The organism is Pantoea sp. X-Soil-YNGN-844 (assembly GCF_059730595.1).
Window position 1 is genome coordinate 298999 of sequence record NZ_AP036008.1, and the last position, 14123, is coordinate 313121.

Genomic DNA, 14123 nt, shown 5'->3' on the forward strand with positions numbered 1-14123 from the left:
GATACGGTGTTAAATTATTCTTAATACTAAAAGCTGTTAGGGAAGGATGGATTGAGAGGTCCGGAACTGGAGCCTGAAAGCAGTAATTAATTTAGCTTCGACTCAATTTTATTGTTACATGCTAAATCAGTTAAACTGACTTACATCGTATGTGAAAAAGGAATTGTCCAGTGCGTACCCGTAAATCTGCACGTTTACTGATCATGAACTCTCTCAATCAGATTTTATTATTCAGGTTCAGGCATGAAAGTGATGCGCTGGCAGGCAGAGTATACTGGGCAACGCCTGGTGGAGGCGTGGAAGCAGGAGAAACTTTCGAGCAGGCAGCCCTCAGAGAACTCAGGGAAGAAACAGGTATTAATGTTGATGCGGTGGGGCAGCCGCTAACAGAGAGAACTTTTGAAATGACGCTACCCAGCGGTGAGGTAGTTATGGCGCATGAGCAATTTTATTTCATTAAAACAGGTGATGAAGATATCCGTACCAGCGGATGGACTGATAATGAAAAAACAGTCATTGCCAATTATCACTGGTGGGATCTGAATGAACTGAGAAATACTGACGATATCGTTTTTCCCTCAAATATTCCTGATATCTGCTCAATACCGGATTAGTTATCAAATATCTTCTGACTCCGGGCATGTCAATCAAGGGCTCAGGTCAAAAGCGCCGCACCAGTGGCATCATAGCCGGTCTTTCAGCATATCACGCGAAACGGCCAATCGCAGACCTTAAATGCGCACAATCTATCTTATGTTAAATAGGCTATCAAGCTCATGTCCAGTTGCCTGGTAAACTCCCCCTTTCACTTTTTGCTTAAACTCTGAGTATGTATCGCAACTAATCTTCATGATTATATCTCTCTGGCATTCCATATCTTTCAGGACAGACATTCATTCCGCTTACAGAGAACTTTTCGGCTTCTCAGGTTCAGAGAACAGCGTGATGATATCCCGTGAACCATGAAGGAGCCTCTCTATTCGGACTTCGATGTCCAGCACCCTGAACACGATAAGATAGCGTCCGTAAGCACAGGTTCTGACGCTTTGTCCCAGTTCAGGCCTCTCCTTATAGATAACCGGGGACTCTGCTATAAGCAGGCACTGCTGATACAGTTCTTCCGTGAAACTAACTGCGCGCACCGGGTTATCCTGCGCGATATAGTCACCGATGGCCTCTATATCCTGTTCTGCCAGAGGCGATATACCCAGTTTCATTACGCTTTACCACCCTCAGCCTGCCGCCGATATTTTTGCGACAAACGACCGAATACTTCTTCCGCATTTTTGCTTTCGCCGCTGTTAATACCTGCATTGACCGCTTTTTGCAGAGCATCAAGTTTTATCTGTTGTTCGCGTTCTTCCAGTGCTCTCAGACCCGCACGGATCACTTCACTGGTGTTGTTATATCGTCCACTTTCGATCTGTTCACGGATAAACGCTTCAAAATAAGGTGTTAGTGCTACGCTGGTTGGCATGCTGTTGCTCCCGCCGGGTTACTATCAGTTAGTAACTGTTAGTATTTCAGAGTAACGCTTTTCCATCAACTCCAGGCTTAACGGTCTGCTACTGCTTTGTCTGCTTAACGTAGTGGCAAAAGTGCATAACGTTCTGAACTCAATAGCAAAAACCCCGACATTTGTCGGGGTTTTAAGCCACTCACTCCTTCGCTATCGGCGTCTCGCTGACATCAATCTTCGTTTCCCCCTGAATAGTCTTAATGCGTTTCTCAACGTCATTCACCTGTTCGCTGCTGTGCAGCAAGGTGTACGTCAGGTCAAATGCCGTACTGGCGCCCGGTTGCAGTTGCTTGACGCGCTTTTGCTCGCGTTCAATGGTGACCGGATAAGCGTAACTGGTGCCTGGCTCGATGCCGGTCACGTAGCCCTGTTTCAGGGTGTCGGTATTTTTCCATAAGGTCAGCATCGGCAGCTGACGGGTGTCGAACTGAATCGATGCGCCGCTGTTTCCGGCTTTGTTAATCACTGCGGCGACGGTCTGGTGATTGCTGTCGGAAAGTGGCTTGATGTTGAATACCATCTCATCAAAGCCTTTGGTCGGACCTTCGTAGGTCTGCCACTCCTTTAAGCCGGCTTTTGCATAGTCATTGAACGGACTGATGCCGGACATCGGGGCCAGGAAACGGGCGCCCTCTTCCAGAATAGGCTGGCCGAAGTTGCTGTGATAGATAATCTGATAATCGTGCGGATAGTCAGCATGATTGGTTAACACATCATGCAGGCTGAAACTGTTGCTGCCCGGCACATAGCGCAGCTCGGTCATGGTCTGCAAATCCGTCTTCTTGAAGGTGCTCTCTTTAATCAGGCCGCGGATACGGATTTCATGCGGTGCCGAATCAGCCACTTCAACTTCCAGCTGCGAAACCGGCGTGTTACCCGCTTTACCGTGCAGCGTGTAAATGCGGCCCTGATCGGTAACCGGATGTCCGGTCCACTCATAGCCACAGCGCACCATCATCTCGTTGAATCCGTCCAGCCAGCCCAGACCATTGCGGCTTTCCAGATTGATATAAGCGGGATTAACCACCTCTTTCACCGGTGAATCCCAGCCCATACGTGTGCAAAAGCCCTCGACGCGCAGCAAATTCATGCCCCGGGTCGGGCTTAACGTAATGGTCAGGCCATCCTGGCTATGAATTGTGATGATTTTACTGCCTTCCTGCTTGCCACCATGAAGCACTTTTTGCTCAATGCTGAACGGTTTCCCCTGGAACTTCAGCTCACTGCTGGAAATCTGCCAGTTGCCCTGCTCGGTGCCCTGTTCAGCACTCGTCAGCACCCAGGTTTTCGCCGCTGCTGAACCTGAAACCAGAACCGCCAGTACTGTTAACGCCAGTTTAATCTTCATCATCCGCCTCATTTGCTGAATCGTTTTTTCATTCCACAAATGGAATCTACTGTCTGAAGCTGACCAGAAACGTGACGATGCTCACCTGCCAGAAAACCGGTGCTTTTTAACAAAATTATTGCGGGTTAAATCACATAAATTTTGTTCAACAAAGAATAACCACGACGTATTTTGTGAGTTACAGACGCATGAGCTGTACTCGATTCAGCTGACGATGCAATGAAAATCGTCAATCCGGAATCAACGTCTTCTTAAATAAAACGTTAAAAAAATTTCAAAACCGCGCAACTTTTTCCCGTTTTAAACGAACCTTAGAAAAGAGACGTCAGACAACCCCGTCTGTTCGTTAATGGAGAGAGTCACGCCAATGAAAAACACCCTGAAAACCCTGGCCGTCGCTACGCTGCTGGCACTGAGTGTTCCGGCAACATCCGCTTTTGCGGCGTTACAGGTCGGTGAAAAAGCACCGGATTTTAAACTCGACGCCGCGCTGGCGGGTAAATCGACCACCTTCTCATTACAGCAGGCGCTGAAGAAAGGCCCGGTTGTTCTTTACTTCTTCCCGGCGGCGTTCAGTGCGGGTTGTACGCTTGAAGCGCATGACTTTGCTGAAGCGACCGATGAATTCAAAAAACAGGGTGCGACCGTCATTGGTGTCACCGCCGGTAATACCGATCAGATTGCTAAATTCTCGCAGCTGGAGTGTCGTGACAAATTTACTGTTGCCGCCGATCCGGGTGCCAAAGTCGCCGAAGAATATAAGAGCACAATGGAGATGAAGGGGCAGAAAGTCTCCGACCGCACCTCGTATGTGATTGCGCCGGACGGCAAAATCCTGCTGAGCTTCACCGATAAAAATCCTGATACGCATATCCAGAAAGCGATGGATGCCGTTAAAAAATATCGCCAGGCCAATCCGGCATAACTTCATCATCTGAGCAGGTACACCATGCTGACTGCGATTGCAGCCGCCTTCCTGGGCGGCATTATTCTGAACCTCATGCCCTGCGTGTTTCCGGTGATCTCACTGAAAGCACTGAGCCTGATCCGCCACCACGAATCCCCCTCCCACGCCCGTGCTGAAGGCCTGGCTTTTTTGCTCGGCGTCGTGGTGACGATGGTTGCCTTGACCGCCGTATTGCTGCTGGCCAGGGCGGGCGGTGCGTCAGTGGGCTGGGGATTTCAGCTACAATCGCCGCTGGTTATCGCCGCACTGATTCTGGTGATGCTCGGCTCAGCACTGAACCTGCTCGGTCTGTTTGAAGTCGGACTGTCGATCCAGCGGGTCGGCGAAGTGGGCGGCGATCGCGGTGGGCTGGTGGGTTCAGCCCTGACCGGGGCACTGGCCATCATCGTCGCCACCCCCTGCAGCGCGCCCTTTATGGCCAGCGCGGTAGGCTATGCGCTGACCCAGCCTCCGCTGGTCAGTGTGGTGATCTTTATAGCGCTGGCGCTGGGCTTTGCTGCGCCCTTTACCCTGATCTCATTCTTCCCGGTGCTGGCGAGAATATTGCCAAAGCCCGGTGCCTGGATGATCACTTTAAAACAGGGTCTGGCGTTTCCGATGCTGGGAGCGGTGGGCTGGCTGATCTGGGTACTGGAACGTCAGGCAGGATCGGCGGCGCTGGCCGCGATTCTGGCCTGTTGTTTACTGTTTAGTTTTGCTGCCTGGCTGTATGGCATGGCGCAGAAACGCCGTATGATGGGACAGCGTCATGTGGTACTGCATGTTGCCACCGCGTTCTTTCTGGCGCTGGTCGTGGTGCCGTTACTGAATCTGAACAGTTTTGCCACGGCACCGGCTGAGACCGAAGCCGCCTCACCGGCCGCTGCTGCGGTGGACTGGTCGCCCCAGAATGTCGACGCAATCAAAGGCCAGGGCAAACCGATACTGGTGAACTTTACCGCCTCCTGGTGTATTACCTGCCAGGTTAACGATCGCACGTCGCTGTCGACGCAGGCGGTAAAAGCGGCGATGGCACGTACCAGCACCATTTACATGGTCGCGGACTCAACTAAATACAATCCCGATGTTGAACAGGCGCTGAGTGATTTCGGACGCGGTGGATTACCTCTCTACGTGGTCTACCCGGCTGATGGCGGCAAACCGGTGGTACTCCCGCAGGTGCTGACGCCGGGCATCGTGATTTCAGCGCTGGATCAGGCAACGGAAAAAGGAAAGAAAACCTGAGACGATTGATGAAACGATTTTCTGCTCCGGTATCAGTACACGACGACAGTGTGCTGATCTGCTAATGACTGATGTCAGACACTGACCAACGCGCACAGCACTGGCCAGCCTTAATGGCCCGGGCGCAGGCGGGCGACAGAGCAGCCTATAACCAGTTACTTAAAGCGATGGTTCCGGCCATCCGGGCACTGGTGTGCAGAAAAATCGGTGATGAGATGCTGGTTGAGGATGTGATTCAGGATACGCTGCTGGCAATCCATCGGGTGCGGCATACCTACGATCCGCAGCGCCCGATTCTGCCGTGGGTGGCCGCTATTGCTTCTGCCCGAACGATTGACGCGCTGCGCCAGCATGGACGTCGTCAGGAGGTTCAGGATGATGAGGCCCTGCAGCAGCGGCCCGCTGAAAGTGCAGAAGCCTCAGCCGATCCCGATATCCTCTCAGGCTATCTGGATACCCTCCCGCTACGTCAGCGGGAGATCGTCGAATCCGTGCATCTGCGCGAGCAGAGCCTGGCGCAGGCAGCCGCTGAAACCCATCAGTCTCTCTCTGCCGTTAAATCCCTGTTGCATCGCGCAATGGTCAATCTTCGAAAATATGGACGGGGTCATCATGAGAAATCATGACCAGTTAATCGATCAGCTCAGCCAGTCTGCCCAGCCGGTGCAGCGTGTCTGGCCCACCGCCTGGCGCGTTGCGGGCTGGATCGCGCTCGCCCTGCCTTGTGGCGCACTGACCAGTTGGGCGTTTCACAGCAGGTTTACTGACTGGAGTCAGCCTGGCGCATGGCTGGCATTTGTCGCCGTACTGCTCTCTCTTATCATCGCGGGCAGCACGCTGGCGGCAGCCTTTACGCTGAGTATCGCAGGACGTAAACCCGTCAGCCTGCGCTGGCCGCTGCTGCTGGCGTTGATGTGGCTGGCACTGAATCTGATCAACATGTCATCTGAGACCCCACATGCGGGCGCGAGCCGCTTTGGTGAAGGGATACATTGCTATCTGTTTATGCTGTCGGCCAGCGCGCCGATGATGCTGATGTCCGTGATCGCCCTGAAACGCACCCGTTCGCTCTATCCCGCGCGCAGCCTGGCGCTGAGCGGCTGTGGCAGTGCGTTTACCTCATCGATGTTGCTGTCGCTGTGCCATGACACCCATCTGCATATGCTCGATTTTTCCATGCATCTTGCGGCAGGCATCACCATTGTGGTGCTGACGGTGCTGGCAGGACGCCGCTGGGTCCGACTGGGCGCATAATGGCTTTTTAATTACTCTGCGATCAGCTCAATCAGGTTTCCATCCGGATCGCGAATAATCGCTTCATAATAGCCGTCGCCCGTGCGGCGCGGTGCCGCGACCAGAATCCCCTTTTCTGCCGCTCTGGCGGCCATCTCATCGACCTGCAGCTCATCACCGACGCTTATTGCTATGTGTGCCCAGCCAGTGACTTCCCTGCCCGGCTGCCCCTCTGCCAAATCGGGCAGGGTCATCAGCTCAATGGTTGCGCCCTGCTCCAGTTGCATAAAGAAGGAGGCGAAGCCAGGACGGTTCCGGCTTTGATAGCGCGCATTGCTCTCCGCGTTAAACCACTCGCGCCAGAATTGCTGCTGCGCCTCAAGGTGACGTGTCCAGAGTGCAACGTGGGCAATTTTCATCTGTTTTCATTTGCAGTAATGTGGCCCAGATTAAGGGTAAGAGAAACCGCGCCGACGACCAGCATCAGCGCCATGATCAGTGAAAATGAGAAACCCAGATGGGTGTAATGCGCCACGTAGCCAATGACGGCGGGCCCGCTCAGCACGCCCAGATAGCCGAGCGTGGTAATAGCCGGTATGGCGACCGCCTGCGGCATCACCGTCTGACGTCCGGCAGCGGAGAACATCACCGGCACGATATTGGCGCAGCCTGCACCGACCAGGGTGTAACCCAATAGTGACAGCGGCCAGGAGGCGATAAAGGTCACCATCGCCATGCCTGCTGCGGCAACCAGTGCACCACCCAGCACCACAGGCAGACGACCCAGCGACGAGATGATGCGATCGCCGGTCAGGCGCGCCACCGTCATCGCAATGGCAAAGCAGGTATACCCCAGCCCACCCAGTGAGACCGGAATGGCCCGGACATCAGTCAGATAGACCGCACTCCAGTCCAGCACGGTGCCTTCGGTCAGGAAGACTGCAAAGCAGATGATGCCGATAATCAGTACGCTGCCACGCGGAACCGCAAACACCGGGCCTTCAGCGGGATTAGCGTAAGTCAGTAAACCCGATACGCTGACCAGCGCCATGATAATCACCGCCGCTACCGCGAGTAAGCAGCCGGTCAGCACGCTAAAACCCATCGCCAGCAGCAACGTCATAAAGCCAGCACCCGCAATGCCGCCCACGCTGTACATGCCGTGAAAGCCGGACATCACCGGTTTTGCAGTCTGCTTTTCCACCAGGATCGCCTGAATGTTCATGGCACAGTCGGTGACCCCGATGCCGATGCCAAAAACCAGCAATGCCAGAGCCAGCAGCAGCGGATTGCTGAGTACTGCCAGCCAGGGTGTACTGATAACGATCAGCGCAATGGCAACCAGGATCACCCGGCGACAGCCAAAGCGGCTGGTGAGCCAGCCCGTCACTGGCATTGCAATTAATGCACCGACGCCCAGACAGAGCAGTAACGTGCCCAGCTGTGCTTCATTAACGCCGGTATTAGCACGCGCGAAAGGCACAATCACGGCCCAGGTCGCAGTAATAAATCCAGCCAGAAAAAAGATGATGCGTGTTGCCTGAGCGGATGAGACGTTATTAGCCATTGCGATCCTTAAGTAAATGCTGGAGAGACAAGTAAGCGTATCGATTAGCCGCTATTGACACCCAGCCTGTCCGTGAACGATCATGCTCACTATAGCGCGTTCATGAACACTCTGGAGTTTACATGCTCGATTATGCAGCTTTCCCGCAGCAGCGGCAAGCCCTGATTCGTGAGATCCTGCAGCAGAATGGTCGCGTGGTCTGCGTGGATCTGGCCCGGCAGATGGCAGTGTCTGAGCACACGATCCGCCGCGATCTGCATGAACTCAGTAAAGAGGGCTTATGCAAAAAAGTGTATGGCGGCGCAGTTTTGCAGTTGCAGGACGCAGGCACGTTTATCAGCCGAAAAGAGCACGATCACGCAGCAAAAGCCCTGATCGCGCAGCGCTGTGCCAGTCTGGTGAAAGCCAGCAGCTGTATTTTTATTGATACCGGCACCACCAATCTGGCGCTGGCAAAGGCGCTTCCGCCTGAGCTGAGTCTGACCGTTGTCACCAATGCGCCCGATATCGCCGCGCTGTTGATCAATCATCCTGTCGCAGAGGTGATCCTGCTGGGCGGGCAGATACAAAAGAGCACCGGCGGCGCAGTCGGGCAAACCGCGATTAACCAGATTCAGGGGATACTTTTCGATCAGGCGTTTATTGGCGGCTGCGCCATGAGCCCTGAAGCCGGGCTGACCGGTTTTAACTATGCGGATTGTGAATTCAAGAAAGTCGCCATGGCCCAGAGCAATCAGATTATTGTCGGGCTGACCGCGGATAAAATCCCCGCTGTGGCGCGGTTCAGCGTGGCGAAATGCCGTGACATTTCAACGCTGGTGGTGGAAGAGAAACTCGATAAAACCCTGCTTGAAGCCTTTGCGGCTGAAGAGATCACGCTTATCACGGTCTGAACCTGCGCAATGCTCAGCACGAAATAAATTAGCTCGCTCTTACCCGGCTCGCGAAACAGATCAGCGAAAACCACATAAGAGCGAGCCTGTTATTTTGTGAAAAGTGGGTCACACATGCGCCGCAAACCACGCCGTCTGCACCTTAATGACTGACGCGAAGTGCTGACCGCTGTAAATATCGTAATGACGGGCCTCTTCGGCCATAAAGAGCTGTTTGTCCTTCGCAGCGACAGCCTCAAACAGTGCGCACCCCTGCTCCGGCGGGTTCACGCTATCCTGACCGGCGACCACGATCAGCGTCGGACAGGTGACCTTTGCAGCATTCACGGCTGGCTTGTAAAGCAAGGTTTCTCTGAAGTTAAAAACGGAATTTTGATGTCCATTTTCGGGTGCTGATGCCGGTTCTCCTTAAAGAACGCTTTTGATTCGTCATCATTCAGCACGCGCGTGATAGCAACAAACATCTCCTTGCCGCTGCTCTGGCGCTTTTGATCCATTTTCTCCAGCGTAGCCATAAAGCCCGCCTTTTCTGTCGCGTCCATTTGCCCGGTTACGATCGCTTCGCCATCCGCAAAAGCCAGCTGACTGACAACACATTTCACATCCGGGTTGTTGGCTGCTGCACCAAAGACGTGACAACCACCAAAGGAAGTCCCCCATAAGCCGATCCTGTCAGGATCCAGCGCCGGTTGCTGTTTGACCCACGCGATGACCGTAAGAATGTCATCAATCTGCATTGTCGGCACCAGACGGCCCCGCTCGCCTTCACTGTCACCGAAACCACGATAATCGAAAGTCACGGTGGCGTAACCCGCCTGGGTGAATGCCTCAGCGAACGCAGGCAGTAAAATCTCCCGGATTCCGCAAAAGCCGTGACAAAGAATAATCACCGGAGATTGAGTGGCTTTTTCAGGCTGACGCAGCGTCAGCACGATGCCTTCGCGCAGCTGGTGGGTTGATGACTCCATCATTGTTAATGCTCCTTGTTAAACGGTTAGAGGTATGAATAGTCAGCCCGCACCCTTTCACAATCGAACCCTTTTTACTTCGATCCAGATCAGAAGGAGGACACTTTCTGTCTGAATTATCGACAACGCCGTACCCGTTGCTGCCAAACCTCCGGCTTTGGCGTAGGCTGAAAGCTGGCGGGTTAAATGACAAAGGAGATCGCGATGCAAACTGAAATGACAGCGCAATGCCACTGCGGCGCAGTGGCATACCGGGTAACGCTGAAGGATGGATTCAACACCGTGCGCCGCTGCAACTGCTCGTTTTGTCGGATGCGCGGCGCGGTGGTGGTATTTGCGACAAAGGTCGAGCTGACGCAGGGTGAAGCACAGCTCACACAGTATCGCTTCAACAGCAAAGAGGTGGGCCACTACTTCTGCTCCGTCTGCGGCATTTATACCTTTCACCAGAGCCGCTCGCAGCCCGATCAGTTTGGGGTTAACGTTGCCTGTCTTGAGGGAATTTCACCCTTCGATTTTACCGACGTGCCGGTTTCCGATGGCATCAACCACCCTAAAGATGGTGGCGCAGGCGGTGTAGCCGGTCATCTGATCTACACCCCCACACAATCCTGAACGATCGCAGGCTAAATTACTCGCGGGTGGGCTTGCCACTGAAGCGGGTAATTGGCTTCTGCTCTTCACGGTCAATCTGCTGTGAGAAGGCCTCCAGCGCGGCGAAGATCGGCCGCAGCCCGCGCCAGAGATCCTCGTCATTAAGTAACCGGATAATGCCGCGGATGCCCGGCGCGGCTTTGTCCTGACGCGCTTCATCGCGCGCCGGTTTGACTGCCATCGCGGCATCACGAACCGCCAGCAGCAGATGATTAAATCGCTCTGGTGGCACGCTGCCCAGCGTCATCATCAGCAGCGAAAGATTCTGAAGCGCGTTCTGGGTACCGGGCTGATTAAGACCTGAGACCAGAATTTTCCCCACCTCACTGTTTGACTTAACCAGATCGTTCGCCAGCCGCAGAAAGCCATGCTGGTGGAGATTTTCAAGCAGATCATCCATCTCCTCGCGGGCGGTCGGCTCGGTGCGTGTCGGCGTGACCTGATATTTCATCCGTTCTGCCATTAAAATTTCTCCGGTTTGTCTACGTGTTCAGGCGGTTCACGGTAGCCTGCCTGCTGCCATTTTTGTTCAATCGGCAGATGGTCCAGCGGGGTACGACTGCCGTAACGGAAGTTATGTAGCGGCAACGGATTGCGCTGCGTCCGCCGTTCGATTCGCTTCATGTTCACGGCAAGCTCTTTATAAGCCGGTGTGCTGACGTCGGGATCGTGATGTTCGCCAGTGAGTGCGTTGACGCCATCCTTACCATGATGAATCGGCATAAACAGCACGTTACCCGCTACGCGCCCGGTGATAACAACCGGGACATCCATCGAGCCGCGCCTTGAGGTAATGCGCACCCATTCTCCTTCGGTCAGCGCGCGCGAGGCAGCCAGTTCCGGTGAGATCTCAACAAAGGCATTAGGCGACAGCGACATCATGCGGCCACCCTGCCCGGTCTGGTTCATCGACTGGAAATGCTCCAGCATCCTGCCGTTATTCAGCAGCAGATTGTACTCTGCGTCCTCCTGCTCAGCAGGTGGCTGCCAGCTCAGCGGATAAAGCCGGGCTTTGCCATCCGGAAAATTGAACCGTTCCGTGTAGAGACGTGGCGTGCTTTCACCTGCAGCATTGACCGGCCAGAGCTGCGACTGCCAGCCGACCAGTTGCTCATAGCTGACGCCAGCGAAAATATCTGCAATGTTCGCCGCTTCCGCCATGATCGCGCCCGGATTCGGGTAATGCCACGGGTGACCGAGGCGCGCGGCGAGATCGGTGAAGATTTGCCAGTCTGGACGACAGTCGCCCAGCGGTTTCATGGCAGGCGAGAAGTGCTGAATGCGCCGCTCGGTGTTTACAAAGGTGCCCTCTTTCTCCACGCTTGGCGCGCCGGGCAATACCACATCGGCAAATTCAGCCGTACGTGACATGAAAATGTCCTGAACCACCATAAACTCCAGCCTGCTGAAGGCGGCATGCACGTTATCTGAATCTGCATCGGCAAACGCGGTCTCTTCGCCGGTGATGTACATTGCGCGAATTTTGCCTTCACCCGCCTCCTGCACCATTTTGAAGTTATCCGCGCCGGGCTTGTCAGAGAGTGCATCAAAAGAGACGCCCCATGCACGCGCCCATTTTTCCCGCACCGCATCGTCAGTGACTTTTTCATAGCCGGGATAGAGGTTGCTCAGGCAGCCGAAGTCGCTGGCACCCTGCACGTTATTATGTCCACGCATCGGGTAGCCGCCGGTGCCAGGCCGTCCATAGTTGCCGGTGACCAGCAGCAGGTTCGACAGCGCCGTACTGGTGTCAGCCCCGTGGCTGTGCTGGGTAATCCCCATCGCCCACAAGATACAGGCGCTGCCCGCCTGGCCGATCATCTCCGCCGCCTCTGTGAGTTCGGCTTCGCTCAGGCCGCAGATTTCGCTGGCATAGTGGAGCGTAAAGGCATCGAGCGAGGCGCGGTACTCTTCAACCTGATTAACACGCTGTGCCAGAAACGCGTCATCGGCATAACCGTGATCGAACATATATTTCGCCATCGCCGAGGCCCAGACGAGATCAGTGCCAGGCCGGATGCGCAGATAGCAGTCAGCCCGTTCCGCCATTTCGTGACGGCGCGGATCGACAACCAGCAGTTTCTGACCTTGATGTTTATGGCTCTGTTTGATGTGCGAAGCAATAACCGGATGGTTCTCGGAGAGATTGCTGCCGACCAGCACAATCAAATCGGTCTGCTGCAGATCCTCAATCGTTCCGGCATCGCCGCCGTAACCTACGGTGCGGAACAGCCCTTCTGTGGCTGGGTTCTGACAATAGCGGGAAGAGTTATCGACATTGTTTGTGCCGAAGATTAAGCGGGCGATTTTCTGGGTCAGATAGGCTTCTTCATTACTCGCCTTGCTGGAGCCGATAAAGCCTATCGCGTCACCGCCATAGTTCTGCGCAACGCCACGTAATCCATCAGCAACCCGCTGTAATGCCTCATCCCAGCTGGCAGGCCGGAAGCGGCCACTCTCGCGAATCAGCGGCGTTGTCAGGCGTTCAGGACTGTTGACGAAATCCCAGCCAAATTTGCCTTTAACACAGGTGGAGATGCCATTGGCTGGCGCTTCGGCAACCGGCTGTACTTTCAGGATATGACGATCGCGGGTCCAGATTTCAAAGCTGCAGCCCACACCACAGTAGGTGCAGACCGTTTTGGTGCGTTTGATTTCAGACTGACGCAGCGCCACGTCAATTTTTGATACGCCGGTAATCGGCTCCATGCCGATACTGTTTTCCAGCGTTTTCACAAAGTCGATAAGCGGACGCTTCAGCCCTTCATCCATGGCGGTAAACGGTCCCGCATCGGGCTGCATGGTTTTTTCCAGCAGTGCATTGCACGGGCAGACTGTAACACAGTGCCCACAGCTGACGCAGCTGGAACCGGCAATTTCTGTGCCGCCATCCCACAACACGCGTGGATGCGCCTGAGTGTAGTCAATGGAGAGCGTCTCGTTGACCTCGACATTCTGGCATGCCTCGACACAGCGACCGCATAAGATGCACTGATCAGGGTCGTAGGTGTAAAACGGATTGGAGTGATCTTTCGCGTAAGGCTTGGGCTGATGAGGATAGTACTGAATCGGAATGTGCATATCGGCTACTGCGTTATGCAGCGTACAGTCACCGGTATTGTGTTCGCAGACGGTGCAGTAAAGCTCATGACGATTAAGCAGCCGATCCATGCCCTCCTGCTGCGCGGCTTTCAGCGCACTGCCCTCGCTCCGGACCGTCAGACCCTCTTCGGTACGAAGCGTGCAGCCGCGAACCCGCTCGCCATTGGCATCGACCCAACAGACATCACAGCTTTGTAGCGGCGTTAACGCCGGGTGATAACAGACATGAGGCAGTTTTTTCCCGTGAGCATCCAGAAAATCGATAAGCGGTTGATCAGCTAACCCTTCTAACCGTTCACCATTGAAAACAATGGTGCAGTAATTTTCACTCATATGAGCCTCATGACGACAGGGCGGATAGCACTGGGCTGGAAAAATATCCCCGAAATTAAAGGGTTGTCTTCAAAGCGTAGTGAGTATTATCAGCCGCGCCATGAATACCGCTACGCTTATTGAGGTTAATCGCTGACAGTTAAGGCTTTTTTAAAATGTAATGACTTCTTACCGGATGAAATCAGGGGGTTTTTACGACTGCCTGGCGGGAACGACAAAAAAGAAGTCTTATGCTGCTAAGCGATGAACAACCGGCTGCCAAACGTCGGGTTTAATAAAAATACTTATGTATGTTGTAACTACTACGTGTGGGCA

At 54.2% G+C, this 14123-nt stretch carries 14 protein-coding genes and 1 pseudogene; 7 read left to right on the plus strand and 8 right to left on the minus strand.

Features of this window, described 5'->3' with window-relative positions; genetic code table 11:
• Positions 1-170 precede the first annotated feature (170 nt).
• Positions 171-614, plus strand: coding sequence for an NUDIX hydrolase (locus tag AC6I8C_RS20235; RefSeq protein ID WP_497823594.1), 444 nt, complete (start codon positions 171-173; stop codon positions 612-614).
• A 288-nt stretch (positions 615-902) separates the two neighbouring features.
• On the opposite strand, the gene AC6I8C_RS20240 is transcribed toward AC6I8C_RS20235, so the two are convergent.
• From AC6I8C_RS20240 to AC6I8C_RS20250, 3 genes are all read right to left on the minus strand, one after another.
• Positions 903-1217 (minus strand): type II toxin-antitoxin system RelE/ParE family toxin, encoded by a 315-nt coding sequence (locus tag AC6I8C_RS20240; protein WP_497823595.1) that lies wholly within the window; start codon positions 1215-1217, stop codon positions 903-905.
• Entirely contained in the window at positions 1217-1477 is a 261-nt protein-coding gene (locus AC6I8C_RS20245) for a type II toxin-antitoxin system ParD family antitoxin (protein ID WP_013196250.1), read from the minus strand. Before AC6I8C_RS20245 ends, AC6I8C_RS20240 begins: the two co-directional genes overlap by 1 nt.
• A 181-nt stretch (positions 1478-1658) precedes the next feature.
• Positions 1659-2867: an aldose 1-epimerase family protein gene (locus tag AC6I8C_RS20250; protein WP_497823761.1), complete on the minus strand. Its 1209-nt coding sequence runs from the start codon at positions 2865-2867 to the stop codon at positions 1659-1661.
• Positions 2868-3234: 367 nt separating this feature from the next.
• Here AC6I8C_RS20250 and AC6I8C_RS20255 point away from each other — a divergent pair, with 367 nt between their 5' ends.
• The 4 genes from AC6I8C_RS20255 (at position 3235) to AC6I8C_RS20270 (ending at position 6312) form a co-directional block, all read left to right on the plus strand.
• The gene (locus AC6I8C_RS20255; RefSeq protein ID WP_033735696.1) at positions 3235-3792 is read left to right on the plus strand and encodes a peroxiredoxin; all 558 of its coding nucleotides are present in this window, start codon (positions 3235-3237) and stop codon (positions 3790-3792) included.
• A gap of 24 nt (positions 3793-3816) precedes the next feature.
• Positions 3817-5058, plus strand: coding sequence for a protein-disulfide reductase DsbD family protein (locus tag AC6I8C_RS20260; protein WP_497823596.1), 1242 nt, complete (start codon positions 3817-3819; stop codon positions 5056-5058).
• Positions 5059-5129: 71 nt separating this feature from the next.
• A complete protein-coding gene (locus AC6I8C_RS20265; RefSeq protein ID WP_497823597.1) occupies positions 5130-5684 on the plus strand; it encodes a sigma-70 family RNA polymerase sigma factor in 555 nt (184 codons plus the stop codon).
• The gene (locus tag AC6I8C_RS20270) at positions 5671-6312 is read left to right on the plus strand and encodes a DUF1109 domain-containing protein (protein ID WP_497823598.1); all 642 of its coding nucleotides are present in this window, start codon (positions 5671-5673) and stop codon (positions 6310-6312) included. Before AC6I8C_RS20265 ends, AC6I8C_RS20270 begins: the two co-directional genes overlap by 14 nt.
• An 11-nt stretch (positions 6313-6323) precedes the next feature.
• Here AC6I8C_RS20270 and AC6I8C_RS20275 read toward each other — a convergent pair whose 3' ends face one another.
• Positions 6324-6710 (minus strand): VOC family protein, encoded by a 387-nt coding sequence (locus tag AC6I8C_RS20275; RefSeq protein WP_497823599.1) that lies wholly within the window; start codon positions 6708-6710, stop codon positions 6324-6326.
• Positions 6707-7858 (minus strand): MFS transporter, encoded by a 1152-nt coding sequence (locus AC6I8C_RS20280; RefSeq protein ID WP_497823600.1) that lies wholly within the window; start codon positions 7856-7858, stop codon positions 6707-6709. The genes AC6I8C_RS20275 and AC6I8C_RS20280 overlap by 4 nt, the downstream gene beginning before the upstream one ends.
• A gap of 122 nt (positions 7859-7980) precedes the next feature.
• Here AC6I8C_RS20280 and AC6I8C_RS20285 point away from each other — a divergent pair, with 122 nt between their 5' ends.
• A complete protein-coding gene (locus AC6I8C_RS20285) occupies positions 7981-8751 on the plus strand; it encodes a DeoR/GlpR family DNA-binding transcription regulator (RefSeq protein WP_497823601.1) in 771 nt (256 codons plus the stop codon).
• A 108-nt stretch (positions 8752-8859) separates the two neighbouring features.
• Here AC6I8C_RS20285 and uilS read toward each other — a convergent pair.
• A pseudogene (gene uilS, locus AC6I8C_RS20290) lies at positions 8860-9719 on the minus strand (UilS family quorum-quenching N-acyl-homoserine lactonase).
• 204 nt (positions 9720-9923) lie between these two features.
• On the opposite strand from uilS, the gene AC6I8C_RS20295 reads away from it, so the two are divergent.
• Positions 9924-10334 carry a GFA family protein gene (locus tag AC6I8C_RS20295; RefSeq protein WP_497823602.1) on the plus strand — a complete coding sequence of 137 codons (411 nt, stop codon included), beginning with the start codon at positions 9924-9926 and terminating at the stop codon, positions 10332-10334.
• Positions 10335-10350: 16 nt separating this feature from the next.
• Here AC6I8C_RS20295 and AC6I8C_RS20300 read toward each other — a convergent pair whose 3' ends face one another.
• A complete protein-coding gene (locus AC6I8C_RS20300; RefSeq protein ID WP_497823603.1) occupies positions 10351-10836 on the minus strand; it encodes a helical membrane plugin domain-containing protein in 486 nt (161 codons plus the stop codon).
• Complete coding sequence (gene fdhF / locus AC6I8C_RS20305; RefSeq protein ID WP_497823604.1) at positions 10836-13808, minus strand: formate dehydrogenase subunit alpha; 2973 nt, start codon at positions 13806-13808, stop codon at positions 10836-10838. Before fdhF ends, AC6I8C_RS20300 begins: the two co-directional genes overlap by 1 nt.
• Positions 13809-14123: the final 315 nt, after the last annotated feature.